Below are 22,648 nucleotides of genomic sequence, written 5' to 3'. Positions count from 1 at the left end.
TGTATCGGCCCGGCCGGTCCGATGCAGCTCAGTGCTTTTTCTGTTCAGTGCGGTGCGCTTCGGTTTCTTCGATGATCTGCGCATCTTCGATGATCACGGTTTGCTCCGCCTCGGACTGCCGGTGTGCTTCGCCGGATTGCTGCATGGCATTTTCATACTTCCGGCGCAGCCACCAGAAGCGTATCCCCACCACCACCACGGCGACCGCTAATAAAGCCAGGAAAGCGGCAAAAAAGAAAATGCCCAGAATGGCCATGATGATCACGACCGGAATGAGGATCGCGTAGGTAAGCCAGCGGTTGACGGGGGAAACCGGCACACGCTGGTATTCGCCCGATTCGTTCTGGCGGTACTCGGAAACTCTGCTGATGATAATTTTCCTCTCTTCGTCGCTCATTGCATCAACTCCTCTATTTCGGCTATTGCTTTGGGCGCTGCCAGCGTCAGAATTTCATGCCCTGACGGCGTAACCACGACATCGTCTTCTATACGAATCCCGATATTCCAAAAATGTTCCGGAACATCATCCGCCGGACGGATGTAGCATCCCGGCTCGACGGTCAATACCATACCGGGTTCCAGTTCGCGCCATTCGCCCTTCAGTTTGTACTCGCCGGCGTCGTGCACATCCAATCCGAGCCAATGTCCGGTGCGGTGCATGTAGAAGCGTTTGTAATCTTCCGATTCCAGCACAGCTTCGACGCTGCCCTGACACAATCCCAGATCGATGAAACCCTGCGCCAGTATCTGCAATGCCGCCTGATGCGGATCATTCCAGCGGTTCCCCGGTTGCACTTGCGCAATCGCCGCCGCCTGCGCGGCCAGCACCAATTGATAAACATCGCGCTGCGCCGCGGTGAATTGGCCGTTCACCGGAAAAGTTCGGGTGATATCCGATGCATAGCCGTCCAATTCACATCCGGCATCGATCAGCAATAAATCGCCTGATTTCAGCTCGGCATTATTCTGCACGTAATGTAACACACACGCATTGGCCCCGCCCGCGACAATGGAGGTGTAAGCCGGTGCTTGTGCACCGTGCCGGTAGAAGGTGTAGAGCAACTCCGCTTCGATCTCGTACTCGCGCATGCCCGGGCGCGTTGTCTGCATCGCGCGCTGATGCGCTTGCGCGGAAATATCCGCGGCGCGCTGCATAGTCTGCAACTCGTCGGTATCCTTGATCAGGCGCATTTCGTCCAATAACGCGCGGCTATCGCGAATTTCCGCCGGGGCGGCAATACCCGTGCGCGCCAGCTCGCGCACCCGGTTTAACCAGCCGATGACGCGCTGGTCCCATGCCGCATCCAATCCTACTGCCGTATAAACCGCCGGTTGATCGGCCAATAATTTAGGCAGCAGCTCATCCAGCTTGTCAATCGCATGCGCTTCATCGAAACCGAACATTGCTCTCGCGGCTTCCGGCCCGTGGCGGAAACCGTCCCAAATTTCCCGCTCCTGATTCTTTTCGCGGCAGAACAACAGCTGTTTCAGCGGCGCATCACCACGGGCGGCAACGAGCACCAGCACCGCTTCCGGTTCGCGAAATCCGGTCAAATAATAAAAATAGCTGTCGAAACGGTAAGGATAATGCGCGTCCCGATTGCGCAGCCGCTCCGGTGCGGTCGGAATGATCGCGATGCCGGATTGCATTTTGCTGGCCAGAAGCTGGCGGCGGGCGATGAAATGTTGAAAGTGTGTCATAAGCGAGTTCTTTATTCCTTAAATCGATCTGGCGGATGATTCCGCGCGGGATTTGAGTTGTTTGTCTAATAATTCCAGCCGCTCCGGCGTTCCGACATCGACCCATTGCCCGGAAAAATATTCGCCGCTTACCTGCCCTGCCTGCATGGCCTGGCGCAACAACGGTGCGAGTTTCACCGGCAATCCCGGTTGCAGGCCATGAAAAAGCCGCGCCTGATAAATACCGATGCCGCTGAATGTCAGTTTGGCATTGCCGTTGAGCATCACCCGGTCATGTGCCAACGCAAAATCGCCTGCGGCATGGTGCGGCGGGTTATCAACCAGAACCAGATGCGCAAGCCGTCGGCCGGAGTCCGACTGCATGGCTTGGAAGGCCGGTAATAACGTGGCGTAATCCATAGCGCAAAAAATATCGGCATTCACCACTAGAAACGGCTGATCGCCGGATTCTCCCGTCAGTAACGGCAACGCATTGGCGATTCCGCCGGCGGTTTCCAGCACCACCTTTTCGGGTGAATAACGGATACGAACACCGTAACGTTCGCCGGTTCCCAGAGCGTTTTCGATCATTTCACCCAGATACGCATGATTGACGACGATGTTGGTAAAACCAGCGCGCGCCAGATTGTCCAGTTGATGTTCGATCAACGCGCTGCCGCCCGCTCTCAGCAAGGGCTTGGGCAGCGCATCGGTAAGCGGGCGCATGCGCTCGCCGCGCCCGGCCGCGAGAATCATCGCTTTATAGGGGATGCGCTCAGAAGGTATAGCCAACTTTCTGACCGGATGATTCGGCCGGATGCAATTCATCCAGCAAATTCAGCAACGGATCAAGCTCGCGGTAGCGCTCGCACGCTTTGCGTAAATAGTGCATCACCAGCGGTATGTCGTTCAAATACGCCGCCTTGCCGTCGCGGTAATTGAGCCGGGCAAAAATTCCCAGCACCTTGAGGTGACGCTGCACCCCCATCCATTCGAAATCCCGGTAAAAATCCGCAAAATCGGCGCTAACCGGCAACCGCGCCTTGCGCGCTTTCTCCCAATAACGGATGGCCCAATCGAGAATACGCTCCTCGTCCCAGTGAATATACGCATCCTTCAACAGCGACACCAGATCGTACGTAATCGGGCCATGCACGGCATCCTGAAAATCAATGATGCCCGGATTGGGGGAAGTCACCATCAGATTGCGCGAATGATAATCGCGATGCACCAGTACTCTGGGTTGCGCCAGATTGTTTTGCACAATCCGGGAGAAAACCGTGCGCAAGGCAGCCTGTTGTTTTTCCGTCAAATCAGTCTGCAAATGTTTCGCGATGTACCAATCGGGAAACAAATCGAGTTCTTTTTGCAGCAAAGCCTCATCATAAACCGGCAAGCTGTCCGCTTGATGCGACAATTGCATTTTGACTAGCGCATCGGTGGCCTCGCCGTACAGTTGATGCGCGCTCTCGATCCGGTCATTCAATGCTTGCAGAAACGTTGTACTGCCCAGATCGGATAGCAGCAAAAAACCCAGCTCCCGGTTTTGCGCCAGTATTTCCGGCACATGCACACCGGTTGCCGCGAGTATCTCCGCGACCCGCAAAAATGGCGCGCAATCCTCGTGTTGCGGTGGCGCATCCATGACGATAACGGTCCGGTCGTCAAAGATGGCACGGAAATAACGCCGGAAACTGGCGTCCGCCGATGCAGGCTGCAATGTAAACGGCCGCGCGGGAAATTGATCTTTCAGCCACTGCTCAAGTAATTGTTTGCGTTCCATTCATATATCCGGATTATTAACCGTTATTGAAACAGTTCATGATTTTAAGGGCATGCCTCTATTCACCGGTTATCTGCAGCATGGCAGAATAAAGGCGGATCCTTAACACTGGAACCGTTCGCAATAACAGTGGATAATCCGTTTTCGTAAAATAAAATTGTTTCGGATTTTATCACGTAGCCATTCCAATCAGCTGATCAACTGGTGAGTCATCAACAAGGAGAACATCAATGCTTAACAAAAATGTAATCGACGAAATCAATGCCAAAGTCAGCGAAATTCTGCACCACAGCCCAGCCAAGGATATAGAAAAAAATATCCGGGTGTTGCTGTCGGGCGCATTTACCCGGCTTGATCTCGTCACGCGCGACGAATTTGACGTGCAACAGGAAGTTCTGCAGCGCACCCGGGAAAAATTGATCCTGCTCGAAGCCCGGGTTGCCGAATTGGAAGCACGCTTAAACCAATCCACACTGAGTTCAACAGAAAATAATGAAACATCGGATCGCGTACAAACGGAAGGTTAAGCCGAAACAATCTTTGCTTGCGGCTTGCTATCCTTGAGCTTTTCCCCTTCCGCGCCTGGCTAGACTCAGGATTGCGTTTATTAAATGTCTCTCGCCGTTCTGTATAGCCGGGCAGTCTCCGGCGTCCAAGCACCGTTGGTGACGGTGGAAACACACATCGCCAACGGCTTGCCCAGTTTCACCATCGTCGGTCTTCCCGATACCGAAGTCAAGGAAAGCAAAGACCGTGTCCGGGCGGCGTTGCAAAATGCGCAATTCAAAATGCCCGCGCAACGCATCACGGTGAATCTGGCGCCCGCTGACTTGCCGAAAGAAAGCGGGCGTTTTGATTTACCGATCGCGCTGGGAATACTCGCCGCCACTGGGCAAATCCCCGGCGGCCAGCTGGATCAGTACGAATGGGCCGGAGAACTCGCGCTGACCGGCGAACTGCGCCCCATCCACGGCGCGCTGGCGATGACCTACAACGCCTCGCAATCCGGCCGCAGTTTCGTACTGCCGCAACAAAACGCCGCCGAAGCCGCGCTGGTCGACAAAGCCACGATTTATGCCGCCAAGTCGCTGCTGCAAGTCTGCGCGCACTTGAGCGGGCACGAACCCTTGCCGGTTTACCGCAATCCTCCGGAGAGTGGCAGTGGCACACAGGATTCTGCCTATCCCGATCTGGATGAAGTCAAAGGACAAACGCATGTCAAACGCACGCTGGAAATTGCCGCCGCCGGCGGACACAGCCTGTTGATGATCGGCCCGCCGGGCACCGGAAAATCGATGCTGGCGGCGCGTTTTCCCGGCATTCTGCCGCCTATGACCGAGCAAGAAGCCCTGCAATCCGCCGCGATTCAATCGCTCGGCTACGGTAATTTCAATATCGAAAACTGGAAACGGCGGCCGTTCCGTTCCCCGCATCACACTGCTTCCGGTATCGCTTTGGTCGGCGGCGGCAGCCAGCCGCGGCCCGGTGAAATTTCGCTGGCGCTGCACGGCGTGCTGTTTCTCGACGAGCTCGCAGAATTCGACCGTAAGGTACTGGAAGTTCTGCGCGAACCGCTCGAATCCGGCAAAATCACCATCTCCCGCGCCGCCCGCCAAGCCGAATTTCCGGCACGCTTCCAATTAATCGCCGCGATGAACCCCTGCCCCTGCGGCTACCTGGGCCACCCTTCCGGCAAATGCCACTGCACCCCCGACCAAATCGCCCGCTACCGCGGACGAATCTCCGGCCCGTTACTCGACCGCATCGACATGCAAATCGAAGTTCCTGTGGTACCGCAACAAGAGCTGATGAAACAACAGACTACCGGTGAGAAAAGCAGCGCCATCCGCCAGCGTGTTGAAAAAGCGCATCAATTACAACTGAACCGGCAAGGAAAAACCAATAGCGGTCTGAGCGTCAAGGAAATCGATCAGCACTGCGCGCTCGATAGCGCCAGCGAAAATCTGTTAACGCAAGCCATCAGCCGTTTGAACCTGTCCGCCCGTGCGTATCACCGTATTCTGAAACTGGCGCGAACCATTGCGGATTTATCAGGTACCAAGAAAATCAATAATCAGCATATTGCGGAAGCGATTCAGTATCGTAGGTTGGATAAACAATAGGTTTCATTTTGCATCATCTTTTAAAACCAAATTAGAGAACATGATATTGGTCTTGATTCTTCATTCTGGACCTGACACCAGCTTTTGCATCGTCAAATCGTGTAACTGTCAGATCGGATCTGAATTACTACAAATTATTCAGGTTTTCTTCGAGGCAAGCTTCGTGGACGAAATTGCTCACAACCAGTATAGCATCTAGTACCGTCTAGGCTTGCTTTAATGCCAACATGATCAGCACTCCAATCTCCGGCACAGTCTTCAAATGATGCATTCCAAGTAAGCCCTTTCACCACTACATTTTTCACTATATCTATCCCTTCACGGCCCACGTTCATAATTTCCGCCGAAAGCAAGCCTCCCGGCCCTCTCGATGTTGATTCACAATTAGCCATACAATGAAAATATCTATCTGCCCCTTTTGTATTGGCAGCTTTCATATCATTATAGTTGCGAATAAAGTCACCTATACCTCCGTAGAAATCAGCTGCTACATTCAATGCGGTACCATAGCCACCTAATGAGTTCGCCATATCCAAACCAGACCAGTCAGTAGAGCGCTCAGTTGCACCGGATGAATTTGATCCTGATACTGGAGGATCAACTGCATATTGGTTGGGTTGCATCAAATTTTTAAATATCGAAAGAGTAAGATCTTGAGATTTATCTTGGATAAGATCAGAGTATCCTTTTTTTGTGGCATTTCCACTAGCATTTTCAAGTCTTGTAGTTTCCGATTGTGTATTAGTGGCTCGATTTATTCGGTCTTTATTTGAGTTATTTAATAAATGACTTGGCAGATCTGACTTTCGAGTGGATTTATCTGGTTTATCTGCCTTATCTGGTTTATCTGCCTTATTTGGTTTATCTGCCTTATCTGGTGTGCTGTCTTTTTGGTACATAATCCTTGCCTTTTCTTTAGCTCAGACTGCACGAAATGATAAAAGTAAATCCAGCGAAAGATCCTCCAACGGCTGTACATCCGATTCTAGAGGCATACCACCTAGAGCACGTATTGTCCATATGCCAATAGGACTTACATTATGCAACGATGCAACACCAACAACATCTGGTTCACGAATGGCATCTCTCCGACCAACACGCGCCAGTTGCGATGGTGGAACTTTTGATTGATCCACTGTAACAATTTTGCCAGACATATGCTGGATAGTGGCTTGCATTGGCGGTTTAACCGATATCCTCCATAACGTATCGAATCTCCGATTTATATTTACAAATGCACTCAATCCTCTTACACGCACATGCGCCATATTCAAAAAAAAGTTTTTGGTAACATCAACATTCCAAACACCCCTACTTCGTCCATCTAACCATGCATCATCGCCAATTAGACCTCGTATAGATATCGGTAAAACAAAACACTGTTCCTGCCGAGAAAAGCGAATTAGCCATTGCATTGTTTGTCTTGTCCAAAGCAGGCAACGATCGTAATAATCAAGATCTTCTGATTGTTGTGGTAAAGGAATATCATAACCATAAATATCGCTAAGGCCTCTTTGGATCACTAAAAGTCTAGCCAATGCATCGCGAAAATCCAATTGGAATCTCGCTTTGATTTGTTCCAAACGTTTTCCCGCGTTCAGAATACCATCTGGATCAGTTGCTGCGCGAGCTTTAATATCTTGTATTTTTCTTGCAACTAGTGTTCTTCTCCTCAAAAAAACTGAGTTCCGCTGATCCCACTCTTTTTTGGCATTTGCACCATTCATACGCTCAGCAGCACTGTACATGGAAGCATTAAAGGAAAATAGTTGACTAGATGCAAAGGATCCTTGCGTAGAAAACTCATGATCGGATTGAGTCTCTGCTGCATCGGCTGCATGCTGAGCAACTGTAGCTGTCACTTTTCCATATGTGTGAACTGAATAGCCATTAAAGTGCTGGTCTTTCCAAGTGTATGGAACTAAACCTGCTAGCCATGCTCCCTTTCTATTTGCATTTAGAACTTCAGTAAGCTCTTTGGAACCAAAATTGACATCAATTATGCCTTCTATCACATTCGAACTAAGCGAGTTAAAGAGGTGGGTGACATAATTAGACCTGTAATCCGCTGTGCTTTCCTGTAGAGGTACTTCGTAGATGCCGGCCTCTTCTTCTTCTACGTGAATCTTGTCGAGCTCAGCGTACTCATGTATTTCTAACATCGTAGCAAACCATTTCTGCGCTAAGTCATCCCAGTTTGATCTTTCACGCAGTGCTCGATCCAGAAGATCTGCGGCTTGATCAAGTAGTGGTTCAACATGTTGCCAACTAAAATCTGTATCCGCTTGATCAGATTTAAAAATGAATCCATATTCAATTCTACGTATTTGATCGGTAAGAGTCGCTGATGTGGATCCATCCTTGGTTAGTTTAAACGTTGTATCCAGAGATTTAACTATTCGATCCCATGAACTTTTTTCCGTATTGGCTCGCTTAAATGTTATTTTAGGAATTGGATCTTGAGAAAACACCTTGGCGAAGCTAGTTTCCTGATTGGATAAGCGCTCCTTGAGCTCTCCAGTTATCTGTTGAGCCTTTTTTAAAATTTCAGTATTACCCTGATCGGATTTCTTGAGCGATTCGACTTCTGCTAGTGATTGTTGTTCTGGAGTGTTTCCATTTTCAGCAAGAACTGAGCCAGCAAATCCCATTAATCCAGCACCCAACAGCATTCTTCTATCTAATCCATCTTTATCCATGACCTCTCACTTACAAAGTAGCTGTATACCACTACATAAATGGTAAAAAACACCAATTAATAAGTAGCTATTGAAATCAAAATACTAAATTAAATATGAAAAAATAAATTTCCTGTTTCTACTATAGAAACCTACTTAAAACCGTTCTTCATGTCAAACACTTGCTTAATTTTTAATAATGCACTCCCTTAAAATACAAATTTAGGTAAAAGTTGCCCAAGAAGCGGATCACTTCAGTCAAAAAATCAAAAATCGCAAATGTAAGCAATTAACATTAATCTGATTTACTTGCCATGTTTCTTATTCCACTCCTTTTCTTTCGTCAATAATATTTTGATTTATACCAAGAAACAAAGCAACAGCTCGCCGATGCTCATTCATCATAATTATCCCACCACACTCCCAACTCGACCAAGTACAAGGATCAACACCAAGATTCTTGGCAGCGACTTTCTGTGCCCAACCTAATTCTCTCCGCTTGGCCAGCAATAACTCAGCAATCGAACTTGGGTTTGGTAACTCCGGATCATAACCAAGAAACTGAATTAATTTTCCAATGTGGTTAATACTCGGTTTCCTGTAATTTAATTCCCAGTTCAGAACTGTTTCGGCAGCAACTCCTAATAACTTGGCTAATTGAGGTTGGGATAGCTTGAGAAAAAGCCTGCGCTTTAATACATGCTCACCAAGAGTTTTAGGCTCAAAATCATAAGACTTAAAAATTAATGATTTAAGAGAAATACGGGCATATTGCAAAAAGGCAACGCAACTATGCCCCTGCGGCTACCTGGGCCACCCTTCCGGCAAATGCCACTGCACCCCCGACCAAATCGCCCGCTACCGCGGACGAATCTCCGGCCCGTTACTCGACCGCATCGACATGCAAATCGAAGTTCCTGTGGTACCGCAACAAGAGCTGATGAAACAACAGACTACCGGTGAGAAAAGCAGCGCCATCCGCCAGCGTGTTGAAAAAGCGCATCAATTACAACTGAACCGGCAAGGAAAAACCAATAGCGGTCTGAGCGTCAAGGAAATCGATCAGCACTGCGCGCTCGATAGCGCCAGCGAAAATCTGTTAACGCAAGCCATCAGCCGTTTGAACCTGTCCGCCCGTGCGTATCACCGTATTCTGAAACTGGCGCGAACCATTGCGGATTTGGCGGGAGTTGAGAAAATCAGCAATCAACACATTGCGGAAGCGATTCAGTATCGCAGATTGGATAAGCAATAGACTTCATGCATCATTCCGGCAGTACCCATAAAAATACAAGGTTTGTTCAAACTCACGGAACGATGGCCGGTAAGCTGCGGTTTTAGCTGCAATATAACTTTTATCATTACCGGTTCAAATAAATTACTCCAATGCCTTATTGCCCACATGATAAAATTCACCCTGATTTTTGATTGTTCATCCGGTTAACCTGAAATATCAATCCCCGCTTGATTATCCATGATACAGCTCACTATTAATGGACAGCCGCAACAATTCGAAGCGCCGATTAATGTAGCGCAATTGATCGATCACCTTGCGCTGCACGGCAAACGCATCGCCATCGAATGCAACGGTGAGATCGTGCCGCGCAGCCGGTTTTCGGAACAGATGCTGACGCATGGCGATCAGCTTGAAGTCGTCGTCGCCGTCGGCGGCGGTTAGTTGGTCATTTCGTTTTAAAACACTTTAAAAAATATCATCGCATGGACAATTTAGTCATTGCCGGCAAAACGTATTCGTCCCGTTTGCTGGTCGGCACAGGTAAATATAAGGATTTCAACGAAACCCGCGCAGCGGTGGAAGCCAGCGGCGCGGAAATCATTACGGTGGCAATCCGGCGCACCAATATCGGGCAAAACGCCAACGAACCGAATCTGCTGGACGCGTTGCCGCCGTCGAAATATACGCTGCTACCCAACACGGCGGGCTGTTACACGGTTGACGACGCGGTACGCACATTGCGTCTGGCGCGCGAATTACTCGATGGCCACAGTTTGGTAAAGTTGGAAGTGCTGGGCGATCCCAAAACCCTGTACCCGAATGTGGTGGAAACGCTCAAAGCCGCTGAAATCTTGATCAAGGAAGGATTCCAGGTGATGGTGTACACATCGGACGACCCAATCATGGCTAAGCAATTGGAAGAGATGGGATGCGTAGCCGTGATGCCGCTGGCGTCGTTGATCGGCTCCGGCATGGGTATTTTGAATCCGTGGAATCTGCAAATCATCATCGATAACGCAAAAATCCCGGTGCTGGTCGATGCCGGTGTCGGCACTGCTTCCGATGCGACCATTGCGATGGAATTGGGTTGCGACGGCGTATTGATGAACACCGCAATTGCCGCTGCGCAAAACCCGGTCTTGATGGCCTCGGCCATGCGCAAAGCCGTCGAAGCCGGGCGCGAAGCTTATCTGGCCGGCCGCATGGCGAAAAAACTTTACAGCGCCAGTCCCAGTTCGCCTACGGAAGGTGTCATAGCCAAAACTGAAAAGAAACCGGCCGACGGTAAATCCTGACCGGTTTGGCTATTGCCACCCCCTGAATTCATGCAACAATCCATCCGCAGTTTTGTTCTTCGCCAAGGACGCGTTTCCAACGCGCAACGCCGCGCCTGCGAAATGTTGCTGCCCACCTACGGCATTCCATTCAGCGAGAACCTGCTCGATCTGGATCAGGTGTTTGGCCGTCCAGCGCCTAAAATTCTGGAAATCGGGTTCGGCATGGGGGAAAGTACCGCGATCATCGCGCAATCGCATCCGGAAAACGATTATCTGGGCATCGAAGTACATACGCCCGGCGTGGGCAGCCTGCTCAATCAAATCGAACAGCACGGTTTGACGAATCTGCGCATCATCCAACATGATGCCGTGGCGGTGTTGCAGCATATGTTGCCCTCCGCGTGCCTGGACGGCATACACATCTTTTTCCCCGATCCCTGGCCGAAAGCCCGGCATCACAAGCGCAGACTGATTCAGCCGGCATTCGTTGCCCGCTTATGCAGCCATTTGAAACCGGGGGGGTATCTTCACGTTGCGACCGATTGGGAAGACTATGCCATGCAAATTTTGCAGGTGCTGAGTCAGGAGCCGCAGCTCAGCAATACCGCAACGGAGTATGCGCCACGGCCGGATTACCGGCCATTGACCAAGTTTGAACAAAGAGGGATCAAGCTTGGCCATGGCGTATGGGATTTGATTTTCCAGAAAAGCTGAAGCCTTGCACGCCACTGGATTTTTCCGGTTTACTTTGTTTTCAATGCGTATTTCTCAGCAGCCAGATTGGCGATTTTCCGCCCCATCTCGGAACCCACTTTGCCGGAATTACGGTAATGCACACCGTCGTAAATACGCGCGTCGGCAACTTCTTGCATGAAATCGCTCAGATTGGTCCAGCTGCGCGCCACGCCACCCGCAGCAGTGCTGGTCGTTGTCAGCAGCGGTGTTTGACCGTCGCCGATTTCGATTTGCAGTACCGTGCCGACGGCAGCGGAAACGATGCAGTGTGCGCAAGGATATTCCGGATGCATCGGTGTATCTATAAATGGCAGCCACGCAGCATCGCGCTCGGTTGCGTCATTACCGTCGATATCCGCGTTGCGGATCGCCGTCACCGGCCGCCAGAAGCCGTAATGATATTTGGCGTCGAATACGGCGATCAGTCCATCGTCCGAAGCTTGCGTCACGGCGGCAAACAAGCGGGCGTTTTGGGTAATTTCCCTGCCCGGCATATTGGCGACCGAACGTACAACACCGTGGTAAATCGGCGGCATGACTTCTTCCCAGAAACGGGCGATGGCGGTTTGTTCCGCGCTTCTTTCCCGGCTATTCTTGGCGCCGAGCACCTTAACTTCGTTATAATCGCGCGCCCATAATTCGCTGCCCAATTCCGGCGGCGGGGCCGGGCGGAATTGCGCCGGTTGCGACATCAGCCAAGGCTTGCGGTGCATCCACTGCGGCGCTTCGGGAATCACTGTGGACACATAGACGCCCGCTTTCGTGAAAGGACGGTAAGACTCACCGGCAGCCGCGCCATCACCGGCGCGTAATGCCAGGATCGCTTGCGCTGCTTTTTCACCCACGGCGATGCCGCCGGCCTTGCTCTCTCCGTCGGCAATCACGGCCAATGCGGCTTGATAGATGTGATCGATCGCCGATTGTTGCGACGGCACCAGTTGGGTCAACGCCGCACGATTCGCCGCGGCTACCGCCGCTTCAACCGACGCACCTGGCGCGGCTTGCAATTTTGTATCCTGCACCGCATAGCGTTGGGTAATCGCATTGACCGCCTCGTAAACGGATGCTTGCACAATCGCCAGCGCCCGTTCGGCCGGTAACGGCCCGATCTTGGCGTTCACCACAATATCGCCCGCGCGCTGATTCCAGTCGGTTACCGCATCGGCGGTTGCGTTCAGCGGCGCCGTTATCAATAAAAACGAGGTAACAACAAGCACGTTCTGTATTTTCTGGTATTTACCGGTCATCACTATCAGTCCTCTTCACATGGATTATTTTTTGCAGTATAAATATTTCCGCTTGCACTGTATTGATCAAGGTCACGGAACCCTTCATATCCCTTGTATTTTATTGATGTCAAATCCCCATTGAACCGGGTCCTCAATTTTTTCTATGCCGTCGGTGCCTTTGGATAAATCCAGAATCTCAACCGGAATATGCGCATTGGCGCGTGTCGAAAAGAACGTTTTAATGATAGGCGTGGTTAATTTTTTCGTGGATTGCTCCATCACCACCCCCAATCGCCCGGATTTAAGTTTCAACAAGGTGCCACTTGGATAGATGCCGATTGTTTTCACAAAAGCTTGAAACACGGTTTCATCGAAATGCCCATCCTTCCACGAAGCCATTTTGCGTATCGATTCCGCCGGTGACCAGGCGGGTTTGTAGCAGCGATCGGAAGAAATCGCATCGTATACATCGCACACCGCTCCCATGCGGGCAAACAGTGTCAACGCCTCACCGGATAGTTTTTTCGGATAACCTTTGCCATCGACGCGTTCGTGATGGTGTAAACACACATCCAGAGCCGTTTCATGCACTTGATAACAGGATTTGAGAATTTCCCAGCCGCGCTCCGGGTGGCTTTTCATGACGGCAAACTCTTCGTCGGTCAATTGACCCGGTTTGTTCAGCACCTCGTTCGGAATCACCATTTTTCCGATGTCGTGCAACAATCCGGCTGTGCCCGCCTGTTTGATCTGCGCTTCATCCAGCCCCAACTGTCTTCCCAGTGCCACCATCAGCATGCAAACCGCAACCGAGTGCATGTAGGTGTACTCATTGACAGTTTTCAGCCGGATCAATGTCAGTAGTGCATTCGGGTTGCGTTCCATCGATTGATTGATTTCTTCGACCAGCGACTCCGCGCCTTCGATTTCAAGCGCTTTTCCCATGCGCACCTCGCTAAACATCGAAGTCACCGCTTCTTTGGCTTTCTTTTGGATTTTCTTGGCGGTATCCAATTCTTCTTCCATCGAAACCCGCGCCACGGGTTTCTTGACTGGCGGCGGCGTGCTGTTAATGATCGGCTTTGCAGGCTGAGGACTTTCCGTATGAATCTTTTTATCGCCGGCAACGTCAAGCCCTTTGCTGGTATCGATCCATATCTCATCCAGATCACAGCTTACAAGCTTATCCAAGTCTTTTTGCTGCTCCAGCTTGAATGATTTTTTCCAAAACGGATGCTCCAGCCAATTACCGCGGATCGCATGAATGTACATCCCCAACCGGACATCGCTTGCTTGCACTTTCTTTATCATAAAGATTCAATATAAAAAGTAGAGAAATTACTTATATCTTTAAATCCGGCCCCTGCCATCAAGATCGGATCGATTAATCCGGGTTTCAGATTGAAATCCCAGCCGAAAAAGAAATGTGTATATTGTGCATTTTTCAGTCGGTGAGTTAACGGTAGGATTACGTGGTTTTTATAGGGGTATTCAAATCATCGCAACCCGGGCTTGCGGATCTCTTTAAAATTTAGCGGTAATTGCAACCGGCACCGGTAATATGATCCGCGAACCGGATCGGCCGTTGGATTAGTGAGGAAAAATCATGCGCCATTTTCCTGACAATGGAATATCCCCCAACGCATGATTTATTGCAAACAATCGGCGCCCTTTCTCAGAGTACGCCGCGCGTAGTAAGCGAAAGCCACGGCGCTGCGCTGTCCGCGCAAAATCCAGTCGCGCGCTTCCCGGCCCAGATCGGGGTCAATCGGCTGAATGGTTCCGGCGGAAGCCGCCAGCAACTGCATGCGCGCCGCGCGTTCAAAGGCGAGCGCCAGAATGCAGCCTTCCTCAATACTCGAGCTGGCGATCAACAAGCCGTGATGCGCCAGCAATAACGCATGTTTGTTGCCAATGGCTTTGGCAATCAATTCGCCTTCTTCATTGCCGACCGGCACACCGGGCCATTTAGGCAGGAAAGCCACATCGTCGTACAGTACGCAATTATCCATATGCGATATTTCCAGCGGGGTTTCGAGCATGCTGAGCGCGGCAGTATGCACCGCATGCGTGTGGATAATGCATTGCACATCGGGCCGGGCGCGATACAGCCAGGAATGAAAACGATTGGCCGGATTAGCCATGCCGTCGCCTTGCAAAACCTGTAAATCTTCATTGACGAGCAGTAAATTACCCGCGCAAATTTCATCAAAGCCAAACCCCAGGCGCTGCGTCAAATAAGTCCCCGGTTGTTCGCCGCGCGCGGTGATTTGTCCCGCCAGCCCGGAATCGTGACCGTTATCAAACAGAATCCGGCACGTGAGCGCCAGCTTTTGCGCTTGCGTGTAATTGGCGCCTTGCAAATGCTTATCCATTTGCACGAACGATTGTTGAATCAATTGCTCTTTGTTTAAATTGAAAGTGTCATTGCTCATATTTTTTCCCGGATTTTAATATTCTATTATTCGTCGTGATTGGAAATGAACCGCTCGATTTCGCGCCGGTCGCGCTTAGTTGGCCGCCCTCTGGTGTAACACGGCTGCGGCTGCGCTTTTAAGCGGGCTGCCAGCAACTCCCGCTTTTCCCGGCTTTCATCGGTTTCACGGTACAACTGCTGAGCTACCGGTGCGGATCCTCTTTTATTGGATAATCCCAATACTTCAACATCATACTGATAATTATTAATGCGAATAGTTAATCTATCTCCGACAGCGAGCACTTTGGCCGGTTTAACCCTTTGATCATTCACGGTTACCCGGCCGCGTTCGATCGCTTCGGCGGCCAATGAACGTGTTTTGAAGAAACGCGCTGCAAACAGCCATTTGTCGATGCGGAATTTTTCTACAGTATCGTCCGATTGCATAGCGAAGCTAATCCACCAGACGGGTTTCTATTTGTATCTTGCTGTTCAGCGTTTTGTGCACCGGACATTGATTGGCGATTTCCAGCAAGCGGTTTCGTTGCTGCTCGCTCAGATTGCCGCTCAGTTGAATTTTGCGCGTAATGACATCGATCTGCGTTTTCTGCTTTTCGCAACCGCCGCAGTCTTCGGCATGAATCCGGCTGTGATGCAATTCGACATGAATATCCTGCAAATCAATTTGCTTGTGATTCGCATACATACGCAGCGTCATCGAAGTGCAACTACCCAATGCCGCGAGCAACAATTCGTAGGGATTGAGCCCAAGATCGGCGCCGCCCAATGCGATGGGTTCATCACTAATCAAGCGGTGATTCGGTGTCAGAATTTCGCGGGTGAATTTTTTATCGCTTTCGCGCACGATCACACTGCCCGGTTCAACGGCTGGCTGCTGAACTCCATCTGTTTTGGCCGGAGCCTGAGCGGTTTTCAGATAACGGCCGGCCCAGGCGGATAAAACTTCCGCGACATAATGAGAATCGTGCGGATTGGAAAGTAAATGATCGGCATGATCGAGCGACACAAAGCTCTTCGGGTGTTTGGCCGCGGCAAAGATTCGCCCCGCTTCGTCGATAGAAACGATTTCATCCAACGGTGAATGAAATATCAATAACGCTTTCCTTAGCGCACCGATATGCGCTACTGAATTGTATTGTTCCAAGTCGTCGATGAATTGGCGCCGTATCTTAAAACTTCTTCCCGCCAATTCGACTTGCACCGACTCTTCATTTTGCAATTTCCGGTAAGAATCGACGAACAAATGCTTGACATGCGCGGCTGTCGCCGGTGCGCCGATGGTGGTCACCGCTTTGACCGAGGGCAGATCTTGAGCGACCGCCAGCACAGCCGCACCGCCCAGGCTGTGCCCGATCAGCAACGCCGGAGCGGCATAGTGCTGCTCCAGATAACGCGCCGCGGCTAATAAATCCTGCAAGTTGGAGGAGAAATTGGTATTCGAGAAATCCCCTTGGCTATTGCCGAGGCCGGTAAAATCGAAACGCAATACCGCGATACCGCGATCTGCCAAAGCCAGCGCAATCCGTGCCGCCGCCGGATTGTCTTTGGAGCAGGTAAAACAATGCGCGAACAGCGCGTACGACTTGACCGCGCCGGATGGCATTTCCAGCAAGCCGGATAACGATTGACCTTGCGAATTTTGAAATACGGCTTCAATGCGGGACATGGACTATTTACCTTTCAACAACGGATCAGAAACTTTTTTATGCTGAATGCTGCTGGCAAATAGTACCAAAAATAGAATAAAAAGATTCTTTTCTTCGCGGGAAAATTAATAAGCTCCGGGGTAATTCGAGTTTATGTCGAATGCTGCAAAGGTCAATGCTGCCTGCGATCAAATCGCCACTTCGGTCGACTTTGTTTTTCCTTGCGGCATGGATGATACATTACGTTTTTGCATTTTCAGCACCTCATCCAAGCGCAAATCGCCATCAGAATGACTGGCAAAAGCACCGCCATCACTGAGCAAGTTATCGATCGCAGCTTTGGCGGTCACAATCGTACGGGCATCAACCGTAACTTCCGCCAAAATTTTTTGCAGAAGCACATGATCGATCGCAATGCCCGCCCGGTCAATCGAGTAATATTTGGCAACCTCGGTGCGGTTGCTTAAAAGCGCCGCCGCACTTCCCCATACTACATGTAAGAATTTCTAGCGTTGTTTACAGTATTCAGGAGAATACTGTAGATGAACATACACAAACGCACTCGTTTAACATTATTGGATCGTCAGGAAATCTGGCGGCTGTATCAAACCCGGCTGTGGAAGGTAGTTCAGCTGGCAGAATACTTTCACGTCAGCCGGCCAACGATTTATGACGTACTGAAACGAGCCAGACTCCAGGAATTTACTCCGCGTAGCAGTACCAATCAGCGCTTCAAGACACTGCAGTATGGCCTCAAACGTTTGGCTAAAGTAGAGCAAACCATCCAGGAACGTCTCAAGCGCGAAGCGAAGCGCTATAACAAATCTTATCCGGGCGAGCTCGTTCACCTCGATACCAAGCGGCTTCCATTATTGAAAGGACAGTCTGCCAATAAACCTCGCGAGTACCTGTTTGTGGCCATCGATGATTTCTCCAGGGAATTGTATGCCGATATCTTCCCCGATAAAACTCAATACAGCGCCGCTTGCTTTCTCATCGCTACTGTTGCCCAATGTCCTTATCAAATCGATTGCACTTATTCCGATAACGGCACGGAATTTAAAGGAACTGACGATCATGCTTTTGTCAAAGTTTGCAGGCAACACGGTATCGGTCAGAAGTTTACTCGTGTCAATCGTCCTCAAACCAACGGGAAAGCTGAGCGGGTCATCCGTACTCTGATGGACATGTGGCACAGTAAGATTCACTTTAAAGACAGCGCCGATCGACGCATTCAGCTTCTCCGTTTCATTAACTTCTACAATACCGTTAAGCCTCATAAGAGTTTGAATAATGCTACCCCTTATGAAATACTCAACGCTTATTTCAATCAACCTCTCTGTAAACAACCCTGAGATTTCTTACATACTACATTGTCACGATCAACACTCGCTATCGTATCGACCACCCACACGACCATATCGCCGAAGGTCTTACCGGCAGATATCTGCGTGAGCATATGATCGACCACCACCGCTTTATTGGCCGGCGAAAATGTATTATCAAACAAATGATTGACGACTCTGGATACATTATGAGTATTGTAATGCAGCGAAGCTTTGCCCCAGTTGGGATCTGAGAATGATACAGACGACAAAGCACCGGTCACTTCCGCAATGATTTCACCTTGCGTTGCGCCGTTAGCTTGCTTGTGCGCAATAAAATCAACCATCAGATTTTTATCACTTTCCGATGCACGGTTACCAACCAAATCGTCGATAAATGAGGTGGCAAATTCCGTGTGACTTAGTTGCACGAGATAATGTTTGTCAAAGAATAAAGCACTTTGCGCCAAGGATTGCGCTAAATTGGTCAATAATTGACCATTCTGTAGCTGTAAACCGAGGATTGTCAGATTCATTGCGCCTGGCGCGGTATTAAACAGCGCCAGTATGAGTTGCAGAATAGAAGTCTGTTGTTGAATGGTTAGCATCATATGAGGTTTTTGCGGTTTGCATCCGGTCATTTAATATGCAATCCGGAAAAGTGATTTAGATTGCATCTGATTACAAATATTAATCTACAAACAAAATCGATTCCAAAATTCTCACAAGCCCGACCGCCCGATTTTCGGTGATAATGCTTTCTTTTACAATGCGGCAAATTGTCGCATCCAAAGACTATATTATCAGCATGAATTAACGCTATACATGAGCTTTAACTATGACTGTATCATTACAAATTCTCGTCCTGGGTCACGGCGAAATGGGGCATGCGATGGAATATCTGCTCAAAGACCGGCATAGGCTGAGTATCTGGGAGAAATTTCCCAAAAACGATTATCTCTATGCCGCTTTGGAGGATAGCGCAGCGCATGCCGACATCGTGTTATTTTGCCTGCCGGTTAATCCGCACCGCGAAGTTGTTCAACACATCGCACCACTGCTGAAAAAAACCAGCCTTTGCATCAGCATCGCCAAAGGACTCGATGAATCCGGGCAAACAGCGGCGCAAATCTTTGCCGGAAACCTGCGGACGCAACAACCGTATGCACTGCTGTACGGTCCGATGATTTCCGAGGAAATCCGCGTAGGACGGCACGCATTTGCGCAACTCGGCAGCCTCGATCCCGCCGCATTCAACATTGTGCAAACCTGCTTCAGTCACACCCGGCTGCATATCGAGCATACTTTTGACATCGATGGCATCAGCTGGTCGGTAATTTTAAAGAATGTCTATGCGATGGCATTCGGTATGGCCGATGAACTGCAACTCGGCGATAACGTGCGCGGGTTTCTGGCCGCCGCGGCACTGCGTGAGCTTAGCCAAATTGTGCTGGCGATGGGTGGACAGGCCGATAGTCCATATCAGTTAGCGGGATTGGGCGACTTGATCACCACGGCGACCAGCGAAAGCTCGCATCATCATGAACTAGGCCGCAAACTGGCGCGCGAAGAAACCGGCAACATTTCCGGCGAGGGGCCGCATACCCTAAAGATGATTCGCCGGTATCGCCTATTGGACACACAAAAATATCCGATTTTTCAAATGATTCAGTCTATTGTGCAAAATCCCCGCGATGTCCGGTCGCAATTCGAGGCATATTTCGAGCATTTATAACGGCGGTGATGCGGGTGGCCGTACGCATGCCGTGAAAGAATTCCATTCATGTTGCTGTATTTCATCGCTGCGGTAAAAATACGTTAGAATATGCGCCTTTTAGAAATTTTTATCGGGAGTTCCTGAATGTCAATGGCTGACCGTGACGGTGTAATCTGGTATGACGGGAAAATGGTTCCCTGGCGGGATGCCAATACGCACGTGTTAACACACACGTTGCATTACGGTTTAGGTGTATTTGAAGGATTACGCGCGTATGAAACCGCGCAGGGCGCGGCGATTTTCCGCTTACAGGAGCATACCGACCGCCTCTTCAATTCCGCACATATTTTCATGATGAAAATGCCGTACGACAAGGCCACGATCATGCAAGCGCAACGCGATGTGGTCAAACAAAACAAACTGTCGTCCGCGTACATCCGCCCGATCGCTTTTTATGGCGCCGAAGCGATGGGACTTTCCGCCAGAACGTTATCGGTGCATGTCGCCATTGCCGCCTGGTCATGGGGAACGTATTTAGGACCGGAAGCGTTGGAAAATGGCATCCGTGTCAAAACCTCATCCTTCACCCGGCATCACGTCAATATCAATATGTGCCGCGCCAAATCGGTCACGACCTACGCCAATTCCATTCTGGCGAACCAGGAAGTGGCGCTGAACGGTTACGACGAAGCCTTGCTGTTGGACGTGGAGGGTTACGTGGCCGAAGGTTCTGGGGAAAATATATTCATCGTCAAGCAAGGCAAACTGTACACGCCGGATCTAACGTCCTGCCTGGAAGGCATTACGCGCGCATCGATTATCGAATTGGCTGGAGAACTCGGTATCCCCGTGATTGAAAAACGCATCACCCGTGATGAAATTTATTGCGCCGACGAAGCCTTTTTCACCGGTACCGCCGCCGAAGTCACACCGATCCGTGAATTGGACAATCGCATCATCGGCGCCGGTAAGCGCGGCCCGATCACGGCACAACTGCAAAACTTATTCTTTGATTGTGTCAAAGGCAGAGCTAAAAATCACGCCGACTGGCTTACCCTGGTTTAATCCCGTTATTTTGGAGTTACTCATATGAATCAACAAAGCAATAATAAAAGCCGAGAAATCGAAGTCACCGCCGACGATTTACCGCTGCATTGCCCGACACCGGCGATGATGCTATGGAATACCCATCCACGGGTTTTTCTCCCCATCGAAGCCACCGGTGAAGCGCTTTGTCCCTACTGCGGCACACATTACACATTGAAAGGCGGCGCTGTCGCAGGGCATCATTAAAACCAGCCGGTTTCCGCGCAAACTTGCGTTGCGGCGATAGCGACGGGGTCAATGATGGTGGATCGCGTTTTATCAACACTCTTTCTTTCGGACGATTAACCTATGCCAGCCATTCCTCATGAAATTTTCAAAGCGTACGACATTCGCGGCATTGTCGGCAAAACAATCACCGCGGAAAATGTCGAAAAAATTGGTCATGCCGTCGGCTCCGAAGCACGCGCCAGAAATCTGACCGCCATCGCCATCGGCCGCGACGGCCGGTTATCCGGACCGGAATTATCGCAAGCGCTGGCACGCGGCATTCGCAAAAGCGGCATCGATGTCGTCGACGTCGGCATGGTGGCCACACCCATGCTGTACTTCGCCGCGCACGAACTGTGCCGGTACTCCGGCGTCATGGTTACCGGCAGTCACAATCCCCCCGAATACAACGGTTTCAAGATCGTACTGGGCGGTCAGACACTGGCAGCCGACACCATCCAAGCGTTGCGCCTGCGCATCGAAAACAACGATCTGACGCAGGGCGCGGGCAATTATTCCGAGCACAACATCGCCGCAACTTATTTGCAGCGCATTACCGGCGACATCAAACTGGCGCGTCCGATCAAAATTGTGGTCGATTGCGGCAACGGCGTAGCAGGTGCTTATGCACCGGCGCTTTATCGCGGCTTGGGTTGCCAGGTGACGGAATTATTCTGCGATGTGGACGGTTCTTTTCCTAACCACCACCCCGATCCTTCGGTACCCGATAACCTGCACGACGTCATTCAAGCGCTAAAAACGAGCGACGCAGAAATCGGCTTGGCATTCGACGGCGACGGCGACCGGCTCGGCATCGTCACCAAGGACGGCCATATCGTCAACGCCGACCGGCAACTGATGCTGTTCGCCGCCGACGTGCTGTCGCGCAATCCCGGCGGAAAAATCATTTTCGACGTGAAATGCACGCGCAATCTGGCGCCGTGGATCAGCCAGCACGGTGGCACGCCGGTGATGTGGAAAACCGGCCACTCGTTCATCAAATCCAAGCTCATCGAAGAAAAAGCCTTGCTGGCCGGGGAAATGAGCGGGCATTTATTCTTCAAAGAACGCTGGTACGGCTTTGATGACGGGTTATACGCCGGGGCGCGCTTGCTGGAATTGCTGAGCCGCGAACAAGACATCACCGCCACGCTGAAAAATCTCCCCGATAGTCTCAACACGCCGGAATTGCAGGTGCGCACAGCGGAAGGCGAGAATCACACGCTGATCGCGCAATTGCAGAAAAACGCCACGTTCGATAATCCGCAGCAAGTCATCACCACCGATGGTTTGCGCGTTGAATACCGCGATGGCTTCGGCCTGGCGCGTGCCTCCAACACCACACCGGTTGTCGTGCTGCGTTTTGAAGCCGATAACCAAGCCGCGCTGCAACGCATCCAGGAAGATTTCCGCCGCAATATCCTGCAAGCCAAACCGGACGCGCAACTGCCGTTCTAGTCCGCGATC

At 50.6% G+C, this 22,648-nt stretch carries 25 protein-coding genes; 11 read left to right on the top strand and 14 right to left on the bottom strand.

Features of this window, described 5'->3' with window-relative positions; translation table 11 throughout:
• Nucleotides 1-28 precede the first annotated feature (28 nt).
• From HRU77_15305 to HRU77_15290, 4 genes are read right to left on the bottom strand one after another with little or no spacing between them, the layout of a single operon-like run.
• Nucleotides 29-397 (bottom strand): hypothetical protein, encoded by a 369-nt coding sequence (locus tag HRU77_15305; GenBank protein QOJ21929.1) that lies wholly within the window; start codon nucleotides 395-397, stop codon nucleotides 29-31.
• The gene (gene pepP / locus HRU77_15300; GenBank protein QOJ21928.1) at nucleotides 394-1,701 is read right to left on the bottom strand and encodes a Xaa-Pro aminopeptidase; all 1,308 of its coding nucleotides are present in this window, start codon (nucleotides 1,699-1,701) and stop codon (nucleotides 394-396) included. The genes HRU77_15305 and pepP overlap by 4 nt, the downstream gene beginning before the upstream one ends.
• An 18-nt stretch (nucleotides 1,702-1,719) precedes the next feature.
• Nucleotides 1,720-2,436, bottom strand: coding sequence for a nucleotidyltransferase family protein (locus tag HRU77_15295; protein ID QOJ22211.1), 717 nt, complete (start codon nucleotides 2,434-2,436; stop codon nucleotides 1,720-1,722).
• Between the two features lie 19 nt (nucleotides 2,437-2,455).
• Nucleotides 2,456-3,463 (bottom strand): phosphotransferase, encoded by a 1,008-nt coding sequence (locus HRU77_15290; protein QOJ21927.1) that lies wholly within the window; start codon nucleotides 3,461-3,463, stop codon nucleotides 2,456-2,458.
• A gap of 230 nt (nucleotides 3,464-3,693) precedes the next feature.
• Here HRU77_15290 and HRU77_15285 point away from each other — a divergent pair, with 230 nt between their 5' ends.
• Nucleotides 3,694-3,990 (top strand): accessory factor UbiK family protein, encoded by a 297-nt coding sequence (locus HRU77_15285; protein QOJ21926.1) that lies wholly within the window; start codon nucleotides 3,694-3,696, stop codon nucleotides 3,988-3,990.
• 84 nt (nucleotides 3,991-4,074) lie between these two features.
• Nucleotides 4,075-5,586 (top strand): YifB family Mg chelatase-like AAA ATPase, encoded by a 1,512-nt coding sequence (locus tag HRU77_15280; GenBank protein QOJ21925.1) that lies wholly within the window; start codon nucleotides 4,075-4,077, stop codon nucleotides 5,584-5,586.
• 134 nt (nucleotides 5,587-5,720) lie between these two features.
• Here HRU77_15280 and HRU77_15275 read toward each other — a convergent pair whose 3' ends face one another.
• From HRU77_15275 to HRU77_15265, 3 genes are all read right to left on the bottom strand, one after another.
• The gene (locus HRU77_15275) at nucleotides 5,721-6,485 is read right to left on the bottom strand and encodes a hypothetical protein (protein ID QOJ21924.1); all 765 of its coding nucleotides are present in this window, start codon (nucleotides 6,483-6,485) and stop codon (nucleotides 5,721-5,723) included.
• A 21-nt stretch (nucleotides 6,486-6,506) separates the two neighbouring features.
• Nucleotides 6,507-8,285 carry a hypothetical protein gene (locus tag HRU77_15270; GenBank protein QOJ21923.1) on the bottom strand — a complete coding sequence of 593 codons (1,779 nt, stop codon included), beginning with the start codon at nucleotides 8,283-8,285 and terminating at the stop codon, nucleotides 6,507-6,509.
• A 300-nt stretch (nucleotides 8,286-8,585) separates the two neighbouring features.
• Nucleotides 8,586-9,041 carry a helix-turn-helix transcriptional regulator gene (locus tag HRU77_15265; protein ID QOJ21922.1) on the bottom strand — a complete coding sequence of 152 codons (456 nt, stop codon included), beginning with the start codon at nucleotides 9,039-9,041 and terminating at the stop codon, nucleotides 8,586-8,588.
• On the opposite strand from HRU77_15265, the gene HRU77_15260 reads away from it, so the two are divergent.
• The 4 genes from HRU77_15260 to trmB all read left to right on the top strand — a co-directional run bounded on the left by HRU77_15260 (nucleotide 9,007) and on the right by trmB (nucleotide 11,492).
• The gene (locus tag HRU77_15260) at nucleotides 9,007-9,519 is read left to right on the top strand and encodes an ATP-binding protein (GenBank protein QOJ22210.1); all 513 of its coding nucleotides are present in this window, start codon (nucleotides 9,007-9,009) and stop codon (nucleotides 9,517-9,519) included. The genes HRU77_15265 and HRU77_15260 overlap by 35 nt on opposite strands.
• A 219-nt stretch (nucleotides 9,520-9,738) precedes the next feature.
• Nucleotides 9,739-9,942 (top strand): sulfur carrier protein ThiS, encoded by a 204-nt coding sequence (gene thiS / locus HRU77_15255; GenBank protein ID QOJ21921.1) that lies wholly within the window; start codon nucleotides 9,739-9,741, stop codon nucleotides 9,940-9,942.
• Between the two features lie 41 nt (nucleotides 9,943-9,983).
• Nucleotides 9,984-10,796, top strand: a complete 813-nt coding sequence (locus HRU77_15250; GenBank protein ID QOJ21920.1) for a thiazole synthase — start codon at nucleotides 9,984-9,986, stop codon at nucleotides 10,794-10,796.
• A 30-nt stretch (nucleotides 10,797-10,826) separates the two neighbouring features.
• A complete protein-coding gene (gene trmB, locus HRU77_15245; protein ID QOJ21919.1) occupies nucleotides 10,827-11,492 on the top strand; it encodes a tRNA (guanosine(46)-N7)-methyltransferase TrmB in 666 nt (221 codons plus the stop codon).
• 29 nt (nucleotides 11,493-11,521) lie between these two features.
• Here the strand turns inward: trmB and HRU77_15240 are convergent, their stop codons facing one another.
• The 6 genes from HRU77_15240 to HRU77_15215 all read right to left on the bottom strand — a co-directional run bounded on the left by HRU77_15240 (nucleotide 11,522) and on the right by HRU77_15215 (nucleotide 17,226).
• Nucleotides 11,522-12,766 carry a vanadium-dependent haloperoxidase gene (locus tag HRU77_15240; GenBank protein QOJ22209.1) on the bottom strand — a complete coding sequence of 415 codons (1,245 nt, stop codon included), beginning with the start codon at nucleotides 12,764-12,766 and terminating at the stop codon, nucleotides 11,522-11,524.
• 78 nt (nucleotides 12,767-12,844) lie between these two features.
• The gene (locus HRU77_15235; protein ID QOJ21918.1) at nucleotides 12,845-14,053 is read right to left on the bottom strand and encodes an HD-GYP domain-containing protein; all 1,209 of its coding nucleotides are present in this window, start codon (nucleotides 14,051-14,053) and stop codon (nucleotides 12,845-12,847) included.
• 338 nt (nucleotides 14,054-14,391) lie between these two features.
• Nucleotides 14,392-15,177 (bottom strand): aldolase, encoded by a 786-nt coding sequence (locus HRU77_15230; GenBank protein QOJ21917.1) that lies wholly within the window; start codon nucleotides 15,175-15,177, stop codon nucleotides 14,392-14,394.
• A gap of 26 nt (nucleotides 15,178-15,203) precedes the next feature.
• A complete protein-coding gene (locus HRU77_15225; protein QOJ21916.1) occupies nucleotides 15,204-15,605 on the bottom strand; it encodes an RNA-binding S4 domain-containing protein in 402 nt (133 codons plus the stop codon).
• 7 nt (nucleotides 15,606-15,612) lie between these two features.
• The gene (locus HRU77_15220; protein ID QOJ21915.1) at nucleotides 15,613-16,845 is read right to left on the bottom strand and encodes an OsmC family protein; all 1,233 of its coding nucleotides are present in this window, start codon (nucleotides 16,843-16,845) and stop codon (nucleotides 15,613-15,615) included.
• Between the two features lie 168 nt (nucleotides 16,846-17,013).
• A complete protein-coding gene (locus HRU77_15215; protein ID QOJ21914.1) occupies nucleotides 17,014-17,226 on the bottom strand; it encodes a hypothetical protein in 213 nt (70 codons plus the stop codon).
• Between the two features lie 141 nt (nucleotides 17,227-17,367).
• Between HRU77_15215 and HRU77_15210 the strand changes: the two genes are divergently transcribed.
• A complete protein-coding gene (locus tag HRU77_15210) occupies nucleotides 17,368-18,180 on the top strand; it encodes a transposase family protein (protein ID QOJ21913.1) in 813 nt (270 codons plus the stop codon).
• Here the strand turns inward: HRU77_15210 and HRU77_15205 are convergent.
• Nucleotides 18,156-18,791 (bottom strand): hypothetical protein, encoded by a 636-nt coding sequence (locus HRU77_15205; protein ID QOJ21912.1) that lies wholly within the window; start codon nucleotides 18,789-18,791, stop codon nucleotides 18,156-18,158. The genes HRU77_15210 and HRU77_15205 overlap by 25 nt on opposite strands.
• Nucleotides 18,792-18,988: 197 nt before the next feature.
• On the opposite strand from HRU77_15205, the gene HRU77_15200 reads away from it, so the two are divergent.
• The 4 genes from HRU77_15200 (at nucleotide 18,989) to HRU77_15185 (ending at nucleotide 22,639) form a co-directional block, all read left to right on the top strand.
• Complete coding sequence (locus HRU77_15200) at nucleotides 18,989-19,885, top strand: hypothetical protein (GenBank protein QOJ21911.1); 897 nt, start codon at nucleotides 18,989-18,991, stop codon at nucleotides 19,883-19,885.
• 126 nt (nucleotides 19,886-20,011) lie between these two features.
• Entirely contained in the window at nucleotides 20,012-20,932 is a 921-nt protein-coding gene (locus HRU77_15195) for a branched-chain amino acid transaminase (protein QOJ21910.1), read from the top strand.
• A gap of 24 nt (nucleotides 20,933-20,956) precedes the next feature.
• Nucleotides 20,957-21,160 (top strand): zinc-finger domain-containing protein, encoded by a 204-nt coding sequence (locus tag HRU77_15190; protein ID QOJ21909.1) that lies wholly within the window; start codon nucleotides 20,957-20,959, stop codon nucleotides 21,158-21,160.
• 102 nt (nucleotides 21,161-21,262) lie between these two features.
• Nucleotides 21,263-22,639: a phosphomannomutase/phosphoglucomutase gene (locus HRU77_15185; protein QOJ21908.1), complete on the top strand. Its 1,377-nt coding sequence runs from the start codon at nucleotides 21,263-21,265 to the stop codon at nucleotides 22,637-22,639.
• The last annotated feature ends 9 nt before the right edge of the window (nucleotides 22,640-22,648 follow it).

The organism is Gammaproteobacteria bacterium (assembly GCA_015709615.1).
Lineage (GTDB): Bacteria > Pseudomonadota > Gammaproteobacteria > Burkholderiales > Nitrosomonadaceae > Nitrosomonas.
Note: the sequence above shows the minus strand (reverse complement) of the source record. Positions and strands in the feature narration are given on the sequence as shown.

What these genes read in the sequence shown, in the direction of transcription:
- HRU77_15305 (QOJ21929.1), bottom strand. Translation starts at nt 397, where the DNA reads ATGAGCGACGAAGAGAGGAAAATTATCATCAGCAGAGTTTCCGAGTAC.
- pepP (QOJ21928.1), bottom strand. Translation starts at nt 1,701, where the DNA reads ATGACACACTTTCAACATTTCATCGCCCGCCGCCAGCTTCTGGCCAGC.
- HRU77_15295 (QOJ22211.1), bottom strand. Translation starts at nt 2,436, where the DNA reads ATGATTCTCGCGGCCGGGCGCGGCGAGCGCATGCGCCCGCTTACCGAT.
- HRU77_15290 (QOJ21927.1), bottom strand. Translation starts at nt 3,463, where the DNA reads ATGGAACGCAAACAATTACTTGAGCAGTGGCTGAAAGATCAATTTCCC.
- HRU77_15285 (QOJ21926.1), top strand. Translation starts at nt 3,694, where the DNA reads ATGCTTAACAAAAATGTAATCGACGAAATCAATGCCAAAGTCAGCGAA.
- HRU77_15280 (QOJ21925.1), top strand. Translation starts at nt 4,075, where the DNA reads ATGTCTCTCGCCGTTCTGTATAGCCGGGCAGTCTCCGGCGTCCAAGCA.
- HRU77_15275 (QOJ21924.1), bottom strand. Translation starts at nt 6,485, where the DNA reads ATGTACCAAAAAGACAGCACACCAGATAAGGCAGATAAACCAAATAAG.
- HRU77_15270 (QOJ21923.1), bottom strand. Translation starts at nt 8,285, where the DNA reads ATGGATAAAGATGGATTAGATAGAAGAATGCTGTTGGGTGCTGGATTA.
- thiS (QOJ21921.1), top strand. Translation starts at nt 9,739, where the DNA reads ATGATACAGCTCACTATTAATGGACAGCCGCAACAATTCGAAGCGCCG.
- HRU77_15250 (QOJ21920.1), top strand. Translation starts at nt 9,984, where the DNA reads ATGGACAATTTAGTCATTGCCGGCAAAACGTATTCGTCCCGTTTGCTG.
- trmB (QOJ21919.1), top strand. Translation starts at nt 10,827, where the DNA reads ATGCAACAATCCATCCGCAGTTTTGTTCTTCGCCAAGGACGCGTTTCC.
- HRU77_15235 (QOJ21918.1), bottom strand. Translation starts at nt 14,053, where the DNA reads ATGATAAAGAAAGTGCAAGCAAGCGATGTCCGGTTGGGGATGTACATT.
- HRU77_15230 (QOJ21917.1), bottom strand. Translation starts at nt 15,177, where the DNA reads ATGAGCAATGACACTTTCAATTTAAACAAAGAGCAATTGATTCAACAA.
- HRU77_15225 (QOJ21916.1), bottom strand. Translation starts at nt 15,605, where the DNA reads ATGCAATCGGACGATACTGTAGAAAAATTCCGCATCGACAAATGGCTG.
- HRU77_15220 (QOJ21915.1), bottom strand. Translation starts at nt 16,845, where the DNA reads ATGTCCCGCATTGAAGCCGTATTTCAAAATTCGCAAGGTCAATCGTTA.
- HRU77_15210 (QOJ21913.1), top strand. Translation starts at nt 17,368, where the DNA reads ATGAACATACACAAACGCACTCGTTTAACATTATTGGATCGTCAGGAA.
- HRU77_15205 (QOJ21912.1), bottom strand. Translation starts at nt 18,791, where the DNA reads ATGACCGGATGCAAACCGCAAAAACCTCATATGATGCTAACCATTCAA.
- HRU77_15200 (QOJ21911.1), top strand. Translation starts at nt 18,989, where the DNA reads ATGACTGTATCATTACAAATTCTCGTCCTGGGTCACGGCGAAATGGGG.
- HRU77_15195 (QOJ21910.1), top strand. Translation starts at nt 20,012, where the DNA reads ATGTCAATGGCTGACCGTGACGGTGTAATCTGGTATGACGGGAAAATG.
- HRU77_15190 (QOJ21909.1), top strand. Translation starts at nt 20,957, where the DNA reads ATGAATCAACAAAGCAATAATAAAAGCCGAGAAATCGAAGTCACCGCC.
- HRU77_15185 (QOJ21908.1), top strand. Translation starts at nt 21,263, where the DNA reads ATGCCAGCCATTCCTCATGAAATTTTCAAAGCGTACGACATTCGCGGC.